This is a genomic window from Lachnospira pectinoschiza (assembly GCF_900103815.1).
In the GTDB taxonomy this organism is placed as follows: domain Bacteria; phylum Bacillota; class Clostridia; order Lachnospirales; family Lachnospiraceae; genus Lachnospira; species Lachnospira pectinoschiza_B.
In genome coordinates, this window is sequence record NZ_FNHZ01000002.1 from 120,551 (window position 1) to 141,986 (window position 21,436).

The 21,436-nt window shown below is 34.2% G+C and carries 24 protein-coding genes; 10 read left to right on the forward strand and 14 right to left on the reverse strand.

Features of this window, described 5'->3' with window-relative positions:
• Positions 1–2: 2 nt before the first annotated feature.
• The 9 genes from BLQ66_RS04575 to BLQ66_RS04615 all read left to right on the forward strand — a co-directional run bounded on the left by BLQ66_RS04575 (position 3) and on the right by BLQ66_RS04615 (position 9,282).
• Entirely contained in the window at positions 3–1,016 is a 1,014-nt protein-coding gene (locus BLQ66_RS04575) for a rod shape-determining protein (protein ID WP_074521160.1), read from the forward strand.
• 26 nt (positions 1,017–1,042) lie between these two features.
• Positions 1,043–1,891: a rod shape-determining protein MreC gene (mreC, locus tag BLQ66_RS04580; protein ID WP_074521161.1), complete on the forward strand. Its 849-nt coding sequence runs from the start codon at positions 1,043–1,045 to the stop codon at positions 1,889–1,891.
• 61 nt (positions 1,892–1,952) lie between these two features.
• On the forward strand, positions 1,953–2,486 hold the full coding sequence (mreD, locus tag BLQ66_RS04585) for a rod shape-determining protein MreD (protein ID WP_027430773.1): 534 nt from the start codon (positions 1,953–1,955) through the stop codon (positions 2,484–2,486).
• Positions 2,470–5,220 carry a penicillin-binding transpeptidase domain-containing protein gene (locus tag BLQ66_RS04590; RefSeq protein WP_074521162.1) on the forward strand — a complete coding sequence of 917 codons (2,751 nt, stop codon included), beginning with the start codon at positions 2,470–2,472 and terminating at the stop codon, positions 5,218–5,220. Before mreD ends, BLQ66_RS04590 begins: the two co-directional genes overlap by 17 nt.
• 222 nt (positions 5,221–5,442) lie before the next feature.
• Complete coding sequence (locus BLQ66_RS04595; protein ID WP_027430771.1) at positions 5,443–6,147, forward strand: septum site-determining protein MinC; 705 nt, start codon at positions 5,443–5,445, stop codon at positions 6,145–6,147.
• 153 nt (positions 6,148–6,300) lie between these two features.
• Positions 6,301–7,101, forward strand: coding sequence for a septum site-determining protein MinD (gene minD / locus BLQ66_RS04600; RefSeq protein WP_074521163.1), 801 nt, complete (start codon positions 6,301–6,303; stop codon positions 7,099–7,101).
• A gap of 33 nt (positions 7,102–7,134) precedes the next feature.
• Positions 7,135–7,419 (forward strand): cell division topological specificity factor MinE, encoded by a 285-nt coding sequence (minE, locus tag BLQ66_RS04605; protein ID WP_027430769.1) that lies wholly within the window; start codon positions 7,135–7,137, stop codon positions 7,417–7,419.
• A gap of 11 nt (positions 7,420–7,430) precedes the next feature.
• Positions 7,431–8,606 carry an FtsW/RodA/SpoVE family cell cycle protein gene (locus BLQ66_RS04610; RefSeq protein WP_074521164.1) on the forward strand — a complete coding sequence of 392 codons (1,176 nt, stop codon included), beginning with the start codon at positions 7,431–7,433 and terminating at the stop codon, positions 8,604–8,606.
• A gap of 280 nt (positions 8,607–8,886) precedes the next feature.
• Entirely contained in the window at positions 8,887–9,282 is a 396-nt protein-coding gene (locus BLQ66_RS04615; RefSeq protein WP_027430767.1) for a methylglyoxal synthase, read from the forward strand.
• A gap of 159 nt (positions 9,283–9,441) precedes the next feature.
• Here BLQ66_RS04615 and BLQ66_RS04620 read toward each other — a convergent pair whose 3' ends face one another.
• From BLQ66_RS04620 to BLQ66_RS04630, 3 genes are all read right to left on the reverse strand, one after another.
• Positions 9,442–10,497 (reverse strand): tyrosine-type recombinase/integrase, encoded by a 1,056-nt coding sequence (locus BLQ66_RS04620; RefSeq protein WP_074521165.1) that lies wholly within the window; start codon positions 10,495–10,497, stop codon positions 9,442–9,444.
• A 318-nt stretch (positions 10,498–10,815) separates the two neighbouring features.
• Positions 10,816–11,964, reverse strand: a complete 1,149-nt coding sequence (locus BLQ66_RS04625; protein ID WP_074521166.1) for a DEAD/DEAH box helicase — start codon at positions 11,962–11,964, stop codon at positions 10,816–10,818.
• Positions 11,965–12,177: 213 nt separating this feature from the next.
• Positions 12,178–12,615 (reverse strand): LysM peptidoglycan-binding domain-containing protein, encoded by a 438-nt coding sequence (locus BLQ66_RS04630; protein WP_074521167.1) that lies wholly within the window; start codon positions 12,613–12,615, stop codon positions 12,178–12,180.
• Between the two features lie 213 nt (positions 12,616–12,828).
• On the opposite strand from BLQ66_RS04630, the gene lexA reads away from it, so the two are divergent.
• Positions 12,829–13,449, forward strand: a complete 621-nt coding sequence (lexA, locus tag BLQ66_RS04635) for a transcriptional repressor LexA (RefSeq protein ID WP_074521168.1) — start codon at positions 12,829–12,831, stop codon at positions 13,447–13,449.
• A 118-nt stretch (positions 13,450–13,567) separates the two neighbouring features.
• Here the strand turns inward: lexA and rsfS are convergent, their stop codons facing one another.
• The 11 genes from rsfS to BLQ66_RS04690 form a co-directional block, all read right to left on the reverse strand.
• Positions 13,568–13,924: a ribosome silencing factor gene (rsfS, locus tag BLQ66_RS04640; protein ID WP_027430763.1), complete on the reverse strand. Its 357-nt coding sequence runs from the start codon at positions 13,922–13,924 to the stop codon at positions 13,568–13,570.
• 45 nt (positions 13,925–13,969) lie between these two features.
• Positions 13,970–14,560, reverse strand: a complete 591-nt coding sequence (yqeK, locus tag BLQ66_RS04645) for a bis(5'-nucleosyl)-tetraphosphatase (symmetrical) YqeK (protein ID WP_074521169.1) — start codon at positions 14,558–14,560, stop codon at positions 13,970–13,972.
• Between the two features lie 17 nt (positions 14,561–14,577).
• Positions 14,578–15,183: a nicotinate-nucleotide adenylyltransferase gene (gene nadD, locus BLQ66_RS04650; protein ID WP_027430761.1), complete on the reverse strand. Its 606-nt coding sequence runs from the start codon at positions 15,181–15,183 to the stop codon at positions 14,578–14,580.
• The gene (gene yhbY / locus BLQ66_RS04655) at positions 15,183–15,491 is read right to left on the reverse strand and encodes a ribosome assembly RNA-binding protein YhbY (protein ID WP_027430760.1); all 309 of its coding nucleotides are present in this window, start codon (positions 15,489–15,491) and stop codon (positions 15,183–15,185) included. Before yhbY ends, nadD begins: the two co-directional genes overlap by 1 nt.
• Before the next feature lie 73 nt (positions 15,492–15,564).
• Positions 15,565–16,863 (reverse strand): GTPase ObgE, encoded by a 1,299-nt coding sequence (obgE, locus tag BLQ66_RS04660; protein ID WP_074521170.1) that lies wholly within the window; start codon positions 16,861–16,863, stop codon positions 15,565–15,567.
• A 162-nt stretch (positions 16,864–17,025) separates the two neighbouring features.
• Positions 17,026–17,310 carry a 50S ribosomal protein L27 gene (gene rpmA, locus BLQ66_RS04665; protein ID WP_027430758.1) on the reverse strand — a complete coding sequence of 95 codons (285 nt, stop codon included), beginning with the start codon at positions 17,308–17,310 and terminating at the stop codon, positions 17,026–17,028.
• Positions 17,311–17,315: 5 nt separating this feature from the next.
• Positions 17,316–17,642 (reverse strand): ribosomal-processing cysteine protease Prp, encoded by a 327-nt coding sequence (locus tag BLQ66_RS04670; protein ID WP_027430757.1) that lies wholly within the window; start codon positions 17,640–17,642, stop codon positions 17,316–17,318.
• 20 nt (positions 17,643–17,662) lie between these two features.
• Positions 17,663–17,971, reverse strand: a complete 309-nt coding sequence (gene rplU, locus BLQ66_RS04675; RefSeq protein ID WP_027430756.1) for a 50S ribosomal protein L21 — start codon at positions 17,969–17,971, stop codon at positions 17,663–17,665.
• A gap of 131 nt (positions 17,972–18,102) precedes the next feature.
• Positions 18,103–19,497, reverse strand: coding sequence for a family 4 glycosyl hydrolase (locus BLQ66_RS04680; RefSeq protein ID WP_074521171.1), 1,395 nt, complete (start codon positions 19,495–19,497; stop codon positions 18,103–18,105).
• Between the two features lie 105 nt (positions 19,498–19,602).
• Positions 19,603–20,109 (reverse strand): phosphatase PAP2 family protein, encoded by a 507-nt coding sequence (locus BLQ66_RS04685; RefSeq protein WP_074521172.1) that lies wholly within the window; start codon positions 20,107–20,109, stop codon positions 19,603–19,605.
• Positions 20,090–21,346 carry a ribonuclease E/G gene (locus BLQ66_RS04690; protein WP_074521173.1) on the reverse strand — a complete coding sequence of 419 codons (1,257 nt, stop codon included), beginning with the start codon at positions 21,344–21,346 and terminating at the stop codon, positions 20,090–20,092. The genes BLQ66_RS04685 and BLQ66_RS04690 overlap by 20 nt, the downstream gene beginning before the upstream one ends.
• Positions 21,347–21,436: the final 90 nt, after the last annotated feature.

Sequence of the window (21,436 nt, forward strand, 5' to 3'; positions counted from 1 at the left end):
ACATGTCTAACGTATACGGAATTGATATTGGAACAAGTAATTTTAAAATGTGCACTAAGGATAACGAGATTCTTAATGAGAAGAACATTATTGCCATCGTTAATAAGAACGAATTATTAGCTTTTGGTGATGAAGCATACGAGATGTATGAGAAGACACCTGAGAATATTGAGGTTTCTTTCCCAGTTAAGTTTGGCGTAATCGCTGACATCGAGAATATGCAGACACTTCTTTATAGTTTCTATGAGAAGATTAATAAGGAAAAGAAAACTGGTAATACAGAATTTTATATAGCAGTACCAACTGATGTTACAGAAGTTGAGAAGAGAGCTTTCTATGAATTAGTAGTAGAGTCTAAGGTTAAGGCTAAGAACGTATTCGTAGTGGACAAGCCAGTAGCTGATGCAATCGGTGCAGGTATTGACGTTACAAAGTCAAAGGGTGTTATGGTTGTTAACATCGGTGCTGAGACAACAGAAATTTCAGTATTATCTCTTGGTGGTATTGTAATTTCTAAGTCAGTTAAGATTGGTGGTAATAAGCTTGATGAGTGCATTATTTCTGCAGTAAGAAAGGCTTATAACTTAGTAATTGGTTCTAAGACTGCTGAAGGTTTAAAGAAGGAACTTGGTAGTGCGGTTAAGACAGAGGAGAAGTTTGCTCCTGGCTTTGGTCGTAACATTTTATCAGGTCTTCCAGTAAGCGTTCAGATTTCTTCAGATGTTATCTATGATGCTATTGTTGATCCGCTTCATTCAATTATGGATTCAATAAAAGTTATCTTAGAGAGAACTCCACCAGAACTTGCTGCTGATATTATTAAGGATGGCGTATACTTCACAGGTGGTACATCTATGATTAATAATTTAGAGAATTTCATTAAGAGCGAGACAAATCTTAATGTTACAATAGTAGAAAATCCTTCAGAATCTGTTGTAAGAGGTCTTATGGGAGTTGTAACAAATCCTGATTTTGCTAAGATTCCTTATACTCCTCAGGATAGAACTTTTGAGTAAATATAAGAAACGAGGTAATAAGGTATATGAGAAAGAAATTTGAATCTTTTCTTACATCTAAATATATTCTTATTGGCTTAACTGTTATTTGTTTATTCTTTATTGGAACTTCCTTTTTTACGGATTCCCTAACAAAGCCTTTACAGACTGCAGTTTCTTATGTTGTCGTTCCTTTACAAAAGGGTATGAACAATTTAGGACTTTGGGTTTCTGATAAGCTTGATAACCTACAGGAAATTTCTGATGTTTTGGCAAAGAATGAAGAATTACAAAGTCAAGTTGATGCATTGACAGAAGAGAACAATTTACTTAAGCAAGAGACATATGAATTAGACAGACTAAGAGAACTTTATGAACTTGATAATCAGTATTCTCAATATTCAAAAGTAGGTGCTAATGTTATTGGTATTTCATCAGATAACTGGTATTCTTCACTTACTATAGATAAGGGATCAGATGATGGAATTCAAGTAGATATGAACGTAGTTGCTAGCGGTGGTTTAGTTGGAATTGTAACTGAGGTGGGATCTAATTACGCTATTGTAAAGACTATTGTTGAAGATAATAGTTATGTAAGTGGCATGATTATTGATACTAACGAAACTTGTATAGTTCAGGGTGATGTGGAACTTATGGATTCTGGCATGGTACATCTTGGATATTTTGCAAGTGATGTTACAGTTAATGATGGCGATAAGATCGTTACATCAAACGTTAGCGATAAATATTTGCAAGGTATATTAATTGGATATGCAACAAATGTAACAGCTGACTCAAATAACCTAACTCAGTCAGGTTATTTAATACCTGCAGTTGATTTTAATAACTTACAGGAAGTTTTAGTTATTACTGATTTAAAAACAACTACGGATTAATTTGTACTTTAAAAGGGGGAAGGCTTTTATAGTCTTTCCCTATTTTGCATGAGGTGGACATATGAAAAGAAAAGTTTGTGAACTTGTATTAATAGTTATTTTTTATTTATTACAAGTGTCAGTTGGTAGAGTAATCGCAGTTGCAAATATAGTACCGAATTTTCTTATTATTTTACCAATCATTTTTGGTTTCTTAAAGGGAAGAAACGAAGGTATGTTTGTTGGATTCTTTGCTGGAGTTATGTACGATTTATATTTCTCTAGCTTATTTGGATTTACTGCTTTGTGCTTTGTTTATATTGGTTATTATGCAGGATTTTTCTATGAGAAATATGAAAAATACGAAATCCTAATCCCAATGGCTATGGTCTTGGTTTTTGATTTTGTCTATGAATTTTTATGTTATATAGGTAACTTCTTGTTACATAATAGATTAAATGCAGGATTTTTTATTTCGCGAATTATAATACCAGAAGTGGTTTATACTTGCCTTTGTACTTTAATTTTGTATAAATTATTAGCTTATATAAATGACAAACTAGACACTGTTAAAACAAAGAAAAGGGGCGTGAATTTCGATGAAGGAAGTATTTGATTATATTTTAAGTATTATTAAATCAAGAATCTTTCCTGTAGTTTTAATCTTTATTATTTTAATTTGTGTTCTTGTAAACAGATTGTTTAGTTTACAGATTATGAATGGATCAAGTTATGCTACTAATCTTAATAGTTCCATTCAAAAGAAGATGAGTGTAACTGCAACTAGAGGTAGAATTTTTGATAAGAATGGTGTATTGCTTGCTTATAATGATTTAGCGTACGCTGTAACAATTAGTGATAGCGGTACATATTCTAGTAATGATGTTAAAAATGCTACAATTAATGAAAGTATAGATAAGACTTTAAATATTATTGAAGAGAATGGTGATACATATTCTAACGATTTTCCAATCATTTATGAAAATGGCACATACTCTTATAATATTGAGTCAACTACACTTTTAAGATTTATTAGAGATAGCTACGGTGTTAGTAGTATTGCAGAATTAACTGATGAACAAAAGGATGTTTCAGCAGAGGAATTATTTAATTATTATCTTGATAAATACGCTGTTTCTCTTGATGACTACTCAGTTGAGCATGCTTTAATGATTGTAAATTTAAGACGTTATATGTCAGCTAATTCATATAACAGATACTTATCTTTTACAATCGCTAATGAAGTTTCAGATGCTACAATGGCAGCTATTTTAGAGAATTCTGGAGATTTAGTAGGTGTTCAGGTAGAAGAGAAGTATATTAGAAGATACACTTATGGAAAATATATGTCACAGATTCTTGGCTACACAGGTACGGTTTCTTCTTCAGAGCTTGAAGAGCTTGGAGATTCTTATGAAAGTAATGATGTAGTTGGTAAGTCTGGTATTGAGTCTTCTATGGAAAGCGTTTTAGCTGGTACTAAGGGCTCTCAGACAGTTTATGTTGATACTGTTGGCCGAATTACTGAAGTGATTTCAGAGGAAGAGGCAACAGCTGGTTACGATGTATATTTGACTATTGATGTAAATCTTCAAAAGACTATCTATGATGATATTGAAGATGAGCTTGTAACAATTCTTGCAAGTCACCTTACATCTGGCTCTACAAAATATACTTATGACTCTGACGGTGATGTAGATGATATTTATATTACAGCCCAAGAGGTTTATTATGCATTTATTGATAACAATTTGTTGTCTTTAAGCCAGATAGCAAGTTCAGATAGTTCGGTAGCTCAAAGCGTTTATCAGTCTTTCTTAGCTAAGAAGAGTGAAGTTCTTGACTGGGTTAAGGAGGAATTGGTTTCTGGTAATACAGGCTATAGTTCTTTGACTTCTGAACAGCAGGTTTACATTTGGTACATTTACACCTTACTTAAAACTGAAGGTATTTTTGATACTTCAAATGTAGACACATCAGATGAGACTTATGCAAACTGGACAGGTACGGATAGTACTGTAAGTTTACAGACACTCCTTACATATGGTATTTCTCAAAACTGGATTGATATGTCATCTCTTACAGATGAGCAGTATACTTCTTTACAGGAGTCCTACGATGTTTTAGTCGACTATATCATTTCTGCACTTGATACAGATTCTTCATTTTTTAAGAAAATCTACAAATACCTTATAGAGGATGGCTCGGTTTCAGGTTCACAGCTCTGCATTCTTTTATATGAGCAGGGTTATCTTGATCCTAATGCTGAGAATTCAAAGTACACAGAGCTTGTAAACGGTAGCATGGGTGCTTATGAATTTATAAATTATGTAATCACTAATAAGATTATTACACCGGGTGAGTTAGCGCTTGAGCCTTGTTCTGGTTCAGCAGTAGTAACAGATCCAAACTCTGGTGATATCCTAGCTTTGGTTTCTTATCCAAGTTATGATAACAACAAGTTATCTGGTTCTATTGATGCGACTTACTATAGTCAGTTGGTTTCAGATAATGCTAGTCCGCTTCTTAATAGAGCGACTCAGTCATTTATTGCGCCAGGTTCAACATATAAGCCTTGTTCAGCAATTGCTGGTTTAAGTACTGGTATTATTTCTACATCAACAGGCTTTTATTGTTCTGGTTCTTTTGATTTGGTTACTCCATCTCCTAAGTGTTGGAAAACTTCAGGACATGGTACTGAAACAGTAACAACTGCCATTAGAGATTCATGTAACGTTTATTTTTATAATGTTGGTTATCAGTTGGCTATGAAAAATGGATCTTACAACAGTACCTATGGCACAAGCATTTTACAAAACTACTCAGATATGCTAGGTCTTTCAACAACGGTGGGTGTTGAGATTGAAGAGGGTACACCACAGGCTTCAACAACTAATGCTATTGCATCTGCAATTGGACAGGGTACTCACAAGTATTCAACTCTAAATCTTGCTCGTTATGTAACAACTCTTGCAACATCTGGTACTGTTTATAATTTAACTTTAATTGATAAGATTACAGATTCTGATGGAAATGTAATCGAGGACAATTCAGCAGAGGTTAACAACCAGGTTGAGCTTGATTCAAGTATTTGGGATGCAGTTCATACTGGTATGCAGCTTGCCGGTTCTACTTATTCAGCAGTTAATGCACTTAACTTAAAGATTGCTGCAAAAACTGGTACAGCGCAGGAAAAAACAACTTCTCCTGACCACGCTCAGATGATAAGTTACGCACCTTATGATAATCCTGAGGTTTGCGTGGCAGTTACAATTCAAAATGGTTATACTTCATCTAATGCCATTGCGTTATCGGCTGAGATTTATAAGTGTTACTATGGAGTGGAGTAAACATACGAAGTATAAAATATATAAAACTTTAAAAGATTATAAATTAGCTGGGAGACTGGCTAATTTATAATTTTTTTTCTTAATTATTTTAAAAATCTATGGTTATTTAATGGTTTTTAGAATATAATATTTAATTGTGGGGATTTATTGATAACAGTTATTTTGCTTTTATTTGGCGCATTTGTTATCGTTTTGATCTAATATGATTTATGAGGTGAGACATTGGATAATTCAGTAATTATTAAAGGTGGAAAGAAGGGCATCACTGTAGTTTTAGATAAGGACTGCGCATTTTTAGAATTAAAAAAGAAGCTTGAGGAGAAGTTTGAAGCTTCTGCTAAGTTCTTTAATGATGCTAATTTAGCTTTAACATTTGAAGGTAGAAACCTTAGTTCAAGAGAGGAAAACGAACTTATTGAAGTTATTAACAAGGTTTCTGATTTAAACATTCTTTGTGTCATCAACAATAACCAAACAAGAGTTATGGAAGATAAAATTGATGAAATCGTGGAATCACAGATTGCATCAAGACTTAATTCTATTGATAAGCCTTGTCATTTCTATAAGGGAACACTTCGTTCCGGACAGGTTTTTGAGACAGAAGGCAGTGCCGTCATTTTAGGGGATGTTAATCCAGGCGGTAAGGTTATTGCAGGTGACAATGTTGTTATTCTTGGTAGTTTAAAGGGTTATATTACAGCTGGTTGTAATGATAATTCTAATGCTTTTGTATATGCGCTTGAAATGAAGCCTATGCAGATTCAGATTGGTGATATTATTGCTAGAAGTCAGGATTCTGAACCTAGTCCTAAGAGAAGATTCAGAAAAGATGAGGCAACAATAGAGCCAAAGATTGCTTATGTTTATGATAATAACATTTATATTGAGGACTTTTCCCAGGACGTTTTAGCTGATATTAATCTTTAAAAAAATAGATAAAATGCTTGAAAAATAGCGGATTTTCATACATAATTATATATGTTAAGTTTGTGGTTAATTGAACATTTTAGCTTTTTAGAGGGGCGTGTGAAAAGTTACACAGATTAATTTTTAATAATTTTCTAGGGAGGAAATAATAAAATGAGCGAAGTTATCGTTGTTACATCAGGTAAGGGTGGAGTAGGTAAAACTACTACAACTGCTAATGTAGGTACAGGCCTTGCAAAGTTAGGCAAGAAAGTTGTTATGATTGATACAGATACAGGACTTAGAAATCTTGACGTTGTATTAGGTTTGGAGAATAGAATTGTTTATAATTTAGTAGATGTTGCTGAAGGTAGCGTATCCGCAAGAAAGGCTATGATTAGTGATAAGAGATGTCCTAATCTTTACCTTTTACCAACAGCACAGACAAGAGATAAGGATGCTGTAACACCTGAACAGATGCTTAAGGTGTTAGATGAGATTAAGAAGGATCCAGAGAATTTCGATTATATTATTCTTGATTGTCCTGCTGGTATTGAACAGGGCTTTAAGAATGCTATTGTTGGTGCAGATAGAGCATTAGTTGTAACTACACCAGAGATTTCAGCTATTCGTGATGCTGATAGAATCGTTGGTTTATTAGATGCTAATGGATTAAGAGATAAGGAAGACTTAATCGTTAACAGAATCAGAGTTGACATGGTTAAAAGTGGAGATATGATGTCAATTGATGATGTAAATGATATTTTACACCTTAATTTAATTGGTGCAGTTCCAGATGATGAGAACATTGTTGTTGCTACTAACAAGGGACAGCCACTTGTAGGTGATGAATCATTACCAGGTCAGGCTTATCTTAATATCTGTAAGAGAATTTTAGGTGAGCAGGTTCCTTTCCTTGACCTTACTAAGCAAAGTGGTTTCTTTAAGAAGTTGGTTTCAGCATTCAAGAAGTAATTACTTTAAAAAATAATAGTGGGAGGGAATATTATGAGTTTATTAGATTTATTTAAGAAAAAAGGATCTTCTGAAGTCGCTAAGGATAGATTACAGTTTTTATTAGTTTCTGATAGAACTAACTGTTCTCCAGAGACAATGGAAAAAATCAAAAACGAAATTATTGCAGTTATATCTAAATATATGGATATTGATACAGATGGTTTGGATATTCAGATTACTTCAACACCACTTGAGGGCGATGCTGGTAATGTTCCAACTTTATTTGCCAATATTCCAATTAAGGATATGAGAGGCGGCTCAAGAGAAGTTAAATAAGAGGTATATTTATGATTTTTAAAAAATATCAACTTCGATCTTATAATTTCAGACTTGTAGCTTTAATTATAATAACATGCGTTTACGCTATATTAATTGTTAATAGTGCGAATTCGGCATATACATTAAGACAGGGCGCTGGTATGCTTCTGTCTTTTGTTATGATGATAGTAATATCATTTATTGATTACAATTGGATATTAAAATATTATTGGCTTTGGTATGCTATATCAACAATCCTTTTACTTGCTGTAAAGCTTGTTGGTTCAAGCGCTAAGGGTGCGCAAAGATGGATTTCTTTTGGTGGATTTTCAGTGCAGCCTTCAGAGTTTACAAAGTTGATATTAATTTTAGTGCTTTCAAAGATGATTTCTATGTATAAGGATAGACTTAATACATTTAAATTCTTAGGAGTTTTAGCAGTTACAGTAGGTTTCCAGCTCTTACTTATTTTGGCTCAGCCTGACCTTTCTACAACACTTCTTACCTTTGTAATTTGTGTTGTTATCATTTACTGTGCGGGTCTTGAGTATAAGATGATTGGTAAGATTTTAATGGTTGTAATCCCAGTAATTGTGGTTTTACTTGCCTATGTTATTCTTGATGAGAATCAGGTAATTTTAAAGAAATATCAAAGAAATCGTATTATGACTTACATCGATAGTAATTATTCAACAGACGATGATGACGAGGACGATGGCTCTGATGATGACACATATCAGCAGTATTATGCTGTTCAGGCTATTGGATCAGGTCAGCTAACGGGTAAGGGCTTAAATAATGATGATTCTTCTTCTTTAAAAAATGCAGGCTATATCGCCGAGGCACAAAATGACTTTATTTTTGCTGTTATCGGTGAGGAACTTGGATTTGTAGGTTCGGTATTTACTATATTCTTAATTTTTGCCATAGTGGCAGAGTGCCTAATAACGGCTGTGAAAGCGCAAAATTTCGCCGGGCGACTGATTTGCTGCGGTGTAGCTGCCTATATAGGTTTCCAGTCCTTTTTTAATATAGGTGTTGTTACTTGGATTTTGCCTAATACAGGTATTCCACTTCCTTTCTTTAGTTGTGGTATTACATCGCTTATTACGGTATTTACATCAATGGGTATAGTACTTAATGTTGGCTTACATACTAAGGTAGAAAGAGACGAGGATTTATTTGCCCCAGACTTTAAAGGTTAATATTAATTGAACGCAGTGTAAGCAATCCCCCGCTTCAAAAGCGTAAGCTTTAAGCGGGGGTATAAAGCTTACTAGTGTCAGAAGGGGTTAAAGCCCCTTCTGACAGGTGGCACAAAGTGCCACTGCGTTCATGAGGAAGTAGCGAAGCGGATTCCGAATGTCCGCTTTACCATCAATAATTTTTTAATTACAAATTAATGTATAATTTTAAATTTAGGGATGAAATATCTTTAAAAAATTGGTATAATGTATATAAAATAAAAAGTCATGAGGTAGTAGTATGAATATTGGATTAATAGCACACAATTCCAAGAAAAAGTTAATGCAGAATTTTTGTATTGCATATAAGGGAATCTTAAATAAGAATCAGTTATTTGCGACAGGTACAACGGGAAGATTAATAGAAGAAGCTACTAACCTTTCGGTTCATAAATTTTTAGCTGGACACTTAGGTGGTGATCAGCAGCTATGTTCTCAGATAGAACATAATCAGTTGGACTTAGTTATTTTCTTAAGAGAAGTAGAAGGTCCTTTAATGCATGAACCAGATCCTAATAATATATGCGAATTGTGCGATATGTATAACATTCCTTTAGCAACTAATCTTGCAACAGCAGAGTTGCTTATTAAGTCACTTGAACGAGGTGATATGGAATGGAGACAGATTTATCAATAAGAGAATATTAAAATTAAAGGCTTGCTAGGAAACTAGCAAGCCTTTTTATTTGTTTAGTTCATGAGTTTATGTATATGTTTAGTTATAGCAACTATTTAGCATTACTAAATAGTTGCTTTTATTATAGATCATTGTATTGGCTATATTAGCTTTATAATCTTATTTTTCTTTACGTAATCTTACCATATTCCTTGCAGCACGTTTATTTTCGTCAATAAGGTCTGCATAATGCTTACGTGTAGTATTTACGTCCTTATGACCTAAAACGTCCGCTACGAGGTAAATATCGCCGCTTTCCTGGTAAAGGTTTGTACCGTAAGTACTTCTAAGTTTATGAGGAGTAATATGCTTTACTGTTGTAACAGTACGAGAGTACTTCTTTACAAGCAGCTCCACAGAACGGACGCAAAGGCGACTGTTCTTACTTGAGATAAACAGTGCATTTTCATGGCCCTCCTTAGGAGTTAATTGCTTTCTTTCCTCCATATAATCAAGGAGAGCTTCTCTAGCCTCATCACCAAAGTAAACAAAGCTTTCAGCGCCACCTTTTCGGTAAATGTGGATTCTGTCATTGTCAAAATCTACATCGTCTATATCTAAGCCAACACACTCAGATACACGGATTCCCGTGCCAAGCATGAGAGTAAGAAGAGCTAAATCTCTTGTCTTTAGCTTTTCATGTTTAGCAAGCTGGTTCTTAGTTAATTTATTACCTGATTCCACGTTATCAAGGAATTCTGCAACCTCGTTTGGCTCCATTCGAACAATTGGTTTGTCGTGGATTACAGGCATGTCTACTTTAAGGCTTGGATTAGTCTTAATAAACTCATATCGGAAGTAGTAGTTGTAGAAGCGGCGTAGGGCGCAGAGCTTTCTCTTAGCTGAGGAAGCTGAGTTTGAAACATCCTTGCCGTGTCTATTGTAGGATTTAATATATCTAAGGTAATTAGAAATGTCCTGACCAGTTATCTTATCAAGATCTTCAACCCTAAAATCCTTTATATCATAATTTGCAAATTTCTTTGTATCGTCAATTAAATATTCAAAGAAGCCTTTAATATCAAGAGCATATGCAATCTTAGTTCTTGCCTGCTTATTAAATTCTAAGCTATCAAAATACTCAACACAAAAGTCTGGCATCTCATCTAAAAGACCCTTTAATTGCTTTGCATATTTATTATTCATTTGCTCAACGTAATTCTTATTAGTAGCCATAAAAACCTCCTTTAAATCTAATTAGAATCTGTATAAAATTAGCTGTTAGATTAATACTTCAGGCTTAAATACAGAAAAGAGCACTAGTTATCTTCATAGTTATCTATTCGCTAAAGTCCAGTTTAACGAAGTTAACCCCTTAAAATAATTATATCAAAGCTCAGTTCTTATTGCAAGTAAAATAAAAGAAAAAGCTGATAAAATCTAGATTCCAGGATAATTCATATCCTGATCTTCATTTACCAGCTAATCTTTCTTTTATATTTATTTCGTAATTTAAATCTGTAATCACTTCATCAGTAATTAGTTTATTTATAATTACTTTGCAACAATCTTACCTTGATATAATTTCTTTGCTATAAAGTTTATGTTAAAGGCCTTCTGATACTTTTTAATTTTAGAGACTTCATTCTCTGTAATTATAGATATGCATGTGCCCTTATTGCCATTACGGCCACATCTTCCAGCTCTATGGATGTATTCTTCATTCTCCTCTGGTAGATTAACATTAATAACTGTATCTATATTATCAATCTGTAAACCACGTGCTGCAATGTCTGTTGCAATTAAAATGTTGTATTTACCAGTTTTAAAGCCTTCAATTGTGTTCTTCTTTTGAAGTGAATCCTGATTACTTGATAAACAAGCTACATTGTAATTATGATATTGAAGCTTCTGGTAGCTTTCATCTAGATCATACTTTGTATTAATGAAAATAATGCATTTCTCTGGTTTTGCAGCCTTAATGATTTTTCTCAAATTCTCAATTCTTTCTCTACGATCTGAGAAAAAGTAAAAATGTTTAATAGTTTTAGGTACCTGAGATTCATTGGCTGTATTGGCATTAATATCTAGATAAATTGGGTTAAAGCAAAGTTCCTTAGCTTCATTCTTAGTCTTCTTATTAATGCTTGCAGAAAGTAATAAAACCTGAGTTCTCTTCATTAAAGACTTACGAATATTCTTAATTGTAGTTTCAAAAGTCTTATTAAGAAGTCTATCTGATTCATCAAGTACAAAAGTCTTTACCTCATGAACCTTAATCTTTTTAGAAGAAATAAGTTCTAGCGCTCTAGCTGGTGTAGCAACTAAAATAGCAGGCTTCGTCTTCTTTAAATGCTCAATCTGACGCTTAATATTAGCCTCTCCCACTACAAACTGCGCATTAAGCTTCTCATCATACTCTAAAAGCTCATTAGCAACCTTTGCAATCTGAGAAGCAAGTTCTCCAGTAGGTGCTAAAATTAAGGCCTGTATATTGTTAGATTTAGCGTCTAATCTAGCAATTATAGGTAAAAGATATGCTAAAGTCTTACCTGTAGCTGTATTAGAGCAAATAATCATATCCTTATTGTTGTAAATGTGTTTAAATGACTGTGCCTGGACAGCTGTCATATCAGTAATCTTATTGCTATTTAAATAGCTAACAATATGCTCATTGATTTCTTTAATTTCGTTGAATTTCATACTATAACCTTCTTATAATTTTATCTAGTTTATTATATCAATCCCCTAGGGAAAAGTCCATATAACAAAGGCGTTAAAACTGGCTTAAAGCTAGAATTTAAGCTAATTTCCAATGCATAATCTAATCTAATTATGCATTGGAAATAGTTTGGAAAATAAGTAGAAATTATATATCTTAGAAAGTGAAAAACACTTACTAGGGCTATGTAAAAATTATTCGTTATGGTTACTGCCATAATAATACACAATTAAACTCTCACCAGAATAAATTGTCTCTGAGTTTAGGTTGTTGAGTTCCATAATGTTGTTAATGTAGTTTTTCTTGCTTTCATTGCCATTATTATACTGGTCTTCAAGATTCCATAAAGTATCATTGTTCTTAATTTCAATGCTTGTATAGTACTTAGTTGTCATCTTAGCTTCATTAGTTTCTGAAGCCTTAGCATTGATATTAAAAAATGCTACGATAGTAACAACAGTTATCATAAGAACAGCAAAGGATATTAAAGAAAGCTTAATACCAAAGATAGTTCTTAATCTTCTAGCTCTTCTCTTTCTTCTTTCTATAGTTCTTTTCGATAATGCTGCCTCTCTAGTATTGATATAATTATTAGGTCTAATTTTCTTTAAGTTTCTTCTTGTCATATTCATAAATTTAACCCCCATTTAGATCGATTAAAACGCTTGTTTGGAACAACTGTTCTGTTGTTCTATAATTGGATTATATTATTCGAACAGTCGTTTGTCAATAAAATTCGAACAAAAATTTCGAACATTTTTTCCGAATTTCTGTTTGTAATTTTTATGAACGTGTGATACAATTATTTAAAAGATTAATGAAAACTATTAGATAGGAGGCTTATTATGGCATACGGGAGAATAACTGCTAAGCAGACAGAGATACTTGAGTATATCAAGAGCCAGATACTTAATAAGGGATATCCACCTTCAGTACGTGATATATGTGCTGCGGTTAATTTAAAGTCAACATCATCAGTACATGCTCATTTAGAGACATTAGAGAAGAACGGTTATATTAGACGAGATCCATCTAAATCAAGAACTATTGAGATTATTGATGACAATTTTAATTTAGTTAGACGTGAGGTTGTTAACGTTCCAATTCTTGGACAGGTAGCTGCAGGTCAGCCATTACTTGCTGTTGAGAATGTATCTAATTACTTCCCTATTCCATCTGAATATTTGCCTAACGAAGAGACATTTATGCTCACTGTTAAGGGTGAAAGTATGGTTAATATGGGAATTTATGAAGGGGATCAGATTATTGTTAAGAAGCAAAGCACAGCTGCTAATGGAGAAGTTGTTGTTGCTTTAGTAGATGATTCTGCTACAGTTAAGAGATTTTATAAGGAGTACGGCCATATAAGACTTCAGCCAGAGAATGATTTTATGGATCCAATTATTGTTGATGATTGCGAAATTCTTGGTAAAGTAATTGGCCTTATTAGAATGAATATAGTTTAATGATTATTGATTATTAATTGATTATTCTTTATATTCTTTAGATTGTTTTGTAACTTAAAGGAGACTATTTAGTAATACTAAATAGTCTCCTTTTTATTCATATTAAATTTATCAAGAATTATAAACTAGCAGGATCTAATTCCTTGCCGTCCTTCCAAATTCTCTCAAGATTATAGAAAGCTCTATCCTCTTCTGAGAAAACGTGAACGATAATATCATCAAAATCCATTAAAACCCATGTTGAATTACCATGACCTTCAACTCTTGGGTCCTTGTAGTTAGCTAAATGCATCTGTTCTTCTACATTATCAACTAAAGCCTGAACCTGGTTGATGTTTGTGGCACTACCAATTACAAAGTAATCAGCAATTACAGAAACATTACTTATATCAATGATTTTTACATCGCTAGCCTTCTTATCAGCTAAGGCATTAGCAGCGATTTTAGCCATTTCTTTAGAACTATTTGAACTCATAATTACCTCTCTTTTATTCTCTAATTTAACTCATATAAGTTACTATTAATCTTCCACTCTATTACTAGCATAGAAAGCATAAGCTTTGCTTGTCATTTCATCAATTGTCTTATTCTTGCTTTCAAGATATTCTAGTGTGTCCTTTAAGCAAAAATATACTGCTTCATTAATATCTTCAAAGGCAAGGCCTCTAATTATATCCACATCCCAAGCCTTATTTCTATAAGGTTCAATGTAATCAGCAATAAATACAATCTTTTCTAGTAAAGACATATTAGGCTTTCCTGTAGTATGAAATTCAATGGCAGAGCATATCTCTGGATCTTCTATTCCATATTTAGTTCTAGCATAAAGTGCACCAAGTTTAGAGTGCAATAAATAAGGGCTTTCAAGCTCAGTCTGACTAACACTTAGATTAGCCTCCCTGCACTCTTTTATCTTTAAATCGTCATCTACACATTTTGCGCAATCATGTAATAAGCCTGTGATATAAGCCTTCTCCATGTCAGAGTTATAGCGCATAGCAAGGCAAGCTGCAGTATCTGCAACTCCTATAGAATGTTTAAAACGCATAGGATCCTTTTCAAGTGCTATTTCTACTTTGTTTCTGATTTCTTCGATATAAGCATTATTCATTTATACTCCAATCTAGTCTAAATATACAAGTTGTTATCTTTAATGTAATTTTCAACTTCGCGACCAACCATATCAGTAATTGATTTGTTTTCCTTAACTCTATTTCTGATTTCTGTTGAACTAAAAGGAATAGAATCACATTTTATAAAGTCAATTTTAGCATCGTATTTAGAAACTAATAATTTCTTTTGACGATTAAGCTCTTCCACCTCATATTCATCTCTGTTGGCACATAATAGATGGCAATGTGCGCAAATGTACTGAGGCTTATACCAATCAGTTATGGCAAATAAAGAATCTGCCCCGATAATAAAATAAATCTTATCGTAATCTGAGGCAATTTCTCGTAATGTATCAGCGGTATAAGTATTACCCTTTCTATCGATTTCGATAGTAGATAATTCCATATAATCATAATCCTTAATTGCAAGCTCTACCATATTGCAACGGTGCTTTGCATCCACAATTTCAGATTGATTCTTATAAACTGGTGTGCCGCTAGGCATAACTAAAATCTTATCAAGATTGAACTGCTCATGTGCAGCCTTAATTAATTCTAGATGTCCAAGATGAATTGGATTAAAAGTTCCACCCATTATACCAATAACATTATCAGTTGCCATTATTTTGCCTCTTTTCTTGCCTTTGGAAGCTCAATTTTTTTGTGATCCTTAGATTCCTTGTAAAGAACAATCTTCTTTCCAATAACCTGAACAACTTCAGATCTAGTTCTTTCAGCAACAATAGCTGCAATGGCCTTAGGGTCATCAGCACAGTTTTGAAGAACATGAATCTTAATTAATTCACGCTTTTCAAGGGCTTCAGCAATAGCTGCTGTATTCTCAGGTGTAAGGCTATTCTTACCAAACTGGAAAATAGGATCGATATTCATAGCAAGACCTTTAAGGTAAGCTCTTTGTTTACTTGTCATAATCATTTTAACTAAGATAATCTTAGCTAATCCTCCTAATTTAAATATAGTCTATTAAAAATGTATTAGTTACTTAAGCTCTATAATAATCAAATTGTAGGTAATCGCCGACTCTTACAGTCTCGCCTTCTTCAATACCTAATTCCTCTAACTTATCAATAGCGCCGCTTGTCTTCATAAACTTCTGGAAGAAGTCGAAGCCCTTTTCAGATTCAAGGTTAGTATAACCAAGCATCTTATCAATACGTGGGCCTTCAATGATGTACATATTCTCTTCCTCGTTAAAGTATACTTCAAATGCTTCATTAGGATTATCAAACATTTCTTCTTCAGAGATTTCTCTTTCAAATACAACTGGTTCATCCTTGAAGTTATCAAGTAATTCTCTAACAGCCCAGAGAAGGTCCTTAACACCCTTACCAGTTACTGCAGACATAGGATACACCTTAATACCTGCCGGTTCGAATTCATCCTTTAAAGTCTTGATTGGGTCATTCTCACCATCATCAAAGATAACATCAATCTTATTAGCAGCAATAACCTGTGGACGCTTTAAAAGATCTGGATTGTAGTTCTCTAATTCCTTATTAATTGCCTTAATATCAGCAATAGGATCACGTCCTTCAGTAGATGCAGCATCTACGATGTGAATAATAACCTTAGTTCTTTCAATGTGACGTAAGAACTCATGACCTAAACCAATACCCTCTGAAGCTCCTTCAATAAGTCCAGGAATATCAGCGATTACAAAACCACGACCACCCTCTACATCAACAACACCAAGGTTTGGATTAAGAGTTGTGAAATGGTAATTAGCAATCTTTGGTCTAGCATTAGTTACTCTTGAAAGGAATGTAGACTTACCTACATTAGGGAAACCTACTAAACCTACATCAGCAATACACTTAAGCTCAAGTCTTACCCATAATTCCTGGGCATCCTGACCTGGCTGAGCGTACTGAGGAGCCTGCATTGTAGCAGTTGCGTAATTCATATTACCCTTACCGCCACGACCACCTCTAAGAATAGTCTCACATTGATTATCACCTGACATATCAGCAATTACCTTGCCTGATGCGTCATCATATATTACAGTACCTTCTGGAACCTTGATTACTAAATTCTCTCCGTCCTTTCCAGTACATCTTTTCTTTCCACCTTCTTGACCACTTTCAGCCACGTATTTAGCATTGTGTCTGAAATCACCAAGAGTATTTAAACCCTTGTCAACTTGAAAAATAATGTCTCCACCATGGCCGCCGTTACCACCATCTGGTCCGCCGGCAGGAACGTATAACTCACGTCTAAAAGAAACGTGACCATCGCCACCCTTACCTGATTTGATGAAGATTCTAACTCTGTCAGCAAACATATATAACCTCCACGTGCATTCAATTAATAAGAATGCTTACTGGCTTAAAACCTGATATAAAAATACCACGTTACAAACAATATATCAAATGTATAAAAATCAAATAAAAAGCTCCAAATCCGAAGACTTGGAGCCACTTTATTTACGCTTATAATAATAATATTATTCAGCAACTGGGTAAACAGAAACCTGCTTCTTATCTCTACCCTTTCTTTCGAACTTAACACGTCCATCAACAAGTGCGAATAATGTATCATCGTTACCACGACCTACGTTAACACCTGGATGAATCTTAGTTCCGCGCTGTCTGTAAAGAATATTACCAGCTAAAACAAACTGTCCATCAGCTCTCTTAGCACCTAATCTCTTAGATTCTGAATCTCTACCGTTCTTTGTAGAACCAACACCCTTTTTATGAGCGAAGTACTGAAGGTTCAAATTCATCATAGTCATTACACCTCCTTGATATTAATCAATAAGTATTGGGCATTGTCACTAGCTATTGAATTCATACCTAACTCAAATGCCTGTAATAAAATTCTTGTCTCATTACTGATAGAGGACATCTTTAATTCAATTAAAGCACCGTCTTCATCAGTATTTAAATCGAATTTATCAGTAGTAAATGCCTCAATGGAATTTACTGTATTAATTGTAAGTGTTGAAATTGCTGCACAAACTATATCTTCACCTGCATCGGCAAAACCAGCATGTCCAGAAACCTTAAAACCTACAATCTCCTGAGATTTACCATCTCTGTATAAGTCTACTAAAGTCATGGATAAACACCCTCAACTAATTAAGCATTGATCTTTTCGATCTTAACCTTAGTAAATGGCTGTCTGTGACCATTCTTCTTGTGATATCCAGTCTTTCTCTTGTACTTGTAAACTACGACCTTAGCTTCTTTACCTTCTTCAATAACTGAAGCAGTAACTGTAGCGCCTGCTACTGTTGGCTCGCCAACCTTAGCCTCACCGTTGTTAACGAAAAGAACCTGGTCAAATGTTACAGTATCACCAGCGTTAACTGAAAGCTTCTCAACGTTGATTACGTCACCTTCAGAAACTGTATACTGCTTACCACCTGTTGCGATAATTGCGTACATATGGCACCTCCTAATAAATTACTCGCCAGTTTTGGAGGGATATTCATAAAGAAAAAATCCACTTGTATCCTAACTGAGCGGCATACTATAATAATATATATCAAATATAGTGGTATGTCAACATATTTTCTTTACAATAACTTTAATTCTTCTAAATTATAGTATTCTTCCAAATATTTAGAGGTATTAAGGCACATTTCCTTAAATAAATCCTTACCAGAAGCCAAATCAAGATTAGAACAAAGTCCCTGATTCATAAAGGAAGCAAAGATTGTTTTAAAGTCACGATTTTTAATGCCCTCATATAAAGTCTCTACATTTTCAGAGGCACGCTCCACAAGGCTAATTACTGAGTTGTTTAGAGGCTTTGCCATAATTGGTCTAACGCTATCATGAGTAAATATAGCATTAGTCTCTACTACTGCTCCAAGCTTTAACTGTGGCATCTGTCCCTCATTAATTAGGTTTACATTACTAATCTTTTTGCCATAGCCAAGAATTGCACTCATAATATCTACGGCCTCTTCGCTAGACTTCTTAACCTCAATTGGATGCTCACCCTTAGCAATCTTAATGGATTCCTCAATCTTTTCATTGGCCTGATTAATTCTAAAGTCAATGCTTGTTAGGGCAAATTTCCAATCATTAACCCATTCTGGATTTTTTAGATACCAGTTGTTATTAACAAATTCCACTAGATGGCGGTCTCCTGCTGCCCCTAATGTTCTATATCTTTTATAGAGATCCATTTTCACCTTATTGGCATAGGCAAAAGGGTCAGTCTTATACTGGTTTGCATCCCCATGCTCGTAGTGGCCCTCCTCAAAGTGCTTATTAATAAAATCATCAAGATAGTCCATAATCTCAATGTCCTTATACTTTGCAGAGCTAATCCAAGTAAAGTGATTAATGCCAGAAACCTCAGTGTAGATCTCGTCTCTATTTGGGCGAATTCCCTTAGCCTCTTTTAAAACGTCACATAGGAAGTCCTGTGTATGGAAAACCTCATGACAGCAGCCAAAAGCCTTGATTTCAGGGAAAACATCATAAAGAGTCTTTGTGCAAATTGTCATTGGATTAGTAAAATTAATAACCCAAGCCTTTGGACAAATCTCTTTAATAGCCTTTGCAAAGCCCTCATAAATAGGCACTGTTCTCATAGCACGAAGTACGCCACCAGGACCCGCAGTATCCCCTACAGACTGATAGATTCCATATTTTTCAGGCAAATGTACATCTGATCGCATCTCATTAAAAGTACCAGGAAGTATAGAAATCACTACAAAATCAGCAGCCTTTAGGCAGTCCTTAAGATTATCATAAATCTTATAATCCCATTTATTAATACAATCCTTAGATTCATTAATTCTTGCACCAATTTCCTTGTTTCTCTTTGCAGCCTCTAAATCAATATCGTAGAGGCCGATTTCTCCAGTAAAATCCTTTACTAGAGCTAAATCATACATAAACACTCTTGCCCAAAGCTTTGAGCCACCGCCAATATAGGCAATTTTCACATTTTTCATAAAATCCCCCTTATTCAAGTAATCCTAAGTAAGTCTTAAAAGCTTAGCTTCTAGCTAAAACTTTTTGCAGCGCTAATTTTATTAATTAGTTAATTAGCCCGCTATTTATAAAATCCAAAGTCCTATATAAGAACTTAGAATTCCAATAATAATTGCTACGACTACATCCTTTATAAAATGTACCCCTGCCAAAACTCTTGTAATGGCCATAATAACTGTAAGTATAATTAAGGTAATACCAAGAAATGGGTTAATATACATAGCGCAGCCTGCAATAAGTGTGGCACTAAGCACATGTCTACTTGGCATTGACTGTCTCTTCTTTTTCTTCTCAATAATTGGCTTAATGTCATAGATTTCGTAAGGTCTTCTAGCATCAAGGGCAAGTCTTAAAATTGAAATCACCACAAAAGTTGTAGCTGGCACAATAATAAGCTTTGCAATCACAAGATAAGAAGCCTTTGTATAAATAGAATTAAACAAAAGGAAAAAGTAGGCGATTACAAAAGGTATAATCAAAAATCGATATAGGAATATAAGCGCCTTCTTTGCCCATTCATGCTTGTCAAAATAATCAGTAATTTTTTTGTAGTTAGTCTCGTAATTCTTCATTTCTTTCTAGTCCCATTCTTTCTTTTAATGTTTGACCCTGCTTAGTTCTTGTAATTTCCACAAGCCCAAGCTTAGTCATATCGACGATTCTTACCCCCACTTCATCGTCTTTAGCTTCCTTTTTAAGGTATTTTAATAAGTCCTCATTTAGGGCCTCATCCTTCATATTAATAAAATCCACAATAATAATGCCGGAGATATTTCTTAACCTTAACTGAGTAAGAGTAGCCCTCGCAGCCTCAATATTAACATTATAATTTGATAAATCTTTGTCCTTACCCTTTTTTTGAACAAATTTACCAGAGTTAACATCCACCACCGTTAAGGCTTCCGTCTCCTCAATTACAAGGTATGCCCCAGATTTTAACCAAACCTGACGCCTTAAGGCCTCATCAATATTGTGTTTTATAGAATATAAGCTATAAAGTGGCAGCAGCTTATCCTCATAAAAGCGAAGTCTTGTATCAGATAGATTGCAGTTATTCTTAATAAGGCTGAAAGCCTCTTTATTATCCGTTACAAGTTCAAAATCTTCTTCTGCCACTAAGTGGTTAACCTCAGTAATGTAGCTAGGTAGCGCCTCATAAACTTTTGTATAAAAAAGACCATGTATTGCTGTCTTTAGGATTTCCTTATAAGTATTATGCAAATGTTTCGCCTCATCTATTAGCTCCGTGAGACTTGCATTAACCGCATTAGATCTAATAATAAAGCCGTAACTAAGCTTAGACCTTGTGTCCTTAAAGTCAGCCCCAAGTTCCCTAACTAGCTCTTCATTCATAAGCTTTAGTTCATAGGCTAGACTAGCTGCCCAGTTAGAAACATTTTCATCATTCTTAATCTTTTTTGAAACTAAAACCCCATCTACGTCCCTTGATAAAACCAGATATTTATAAGGAATCTCAAGCTTAGAACTAAGCGTGTGAGGCTTTGTCTTATGAGGTGGATTCTTTACCTGAACTAGAATCTTGTCCCCGATGTTTGGCAAGTCGTTATTCTTATTGTTTAGAAAGATGTGATCTTTGTTTTCTGAAAATGCATAATAGCCCTTCTGCTTATTGCTAAATTCAATAAAGCAAGCGTTAATGGACTTTACAACATTTTCCACACGACCAATAAAAATATCGGAGATGTTATGCTCATTGTCGCATACCCTTAGACTCTTAATCTCATCATCTACGTATTTCGCACTGATTAATTTATTATTGTAACTAGTAATAATTAATTTAGTAGACATAAAAATACCACCTAGATTTAAATAAATTCACTCTAGATGGTATTATAACTCATATTTTATTGCAATTAAAGGGAAGTTTCTAAAATTTTA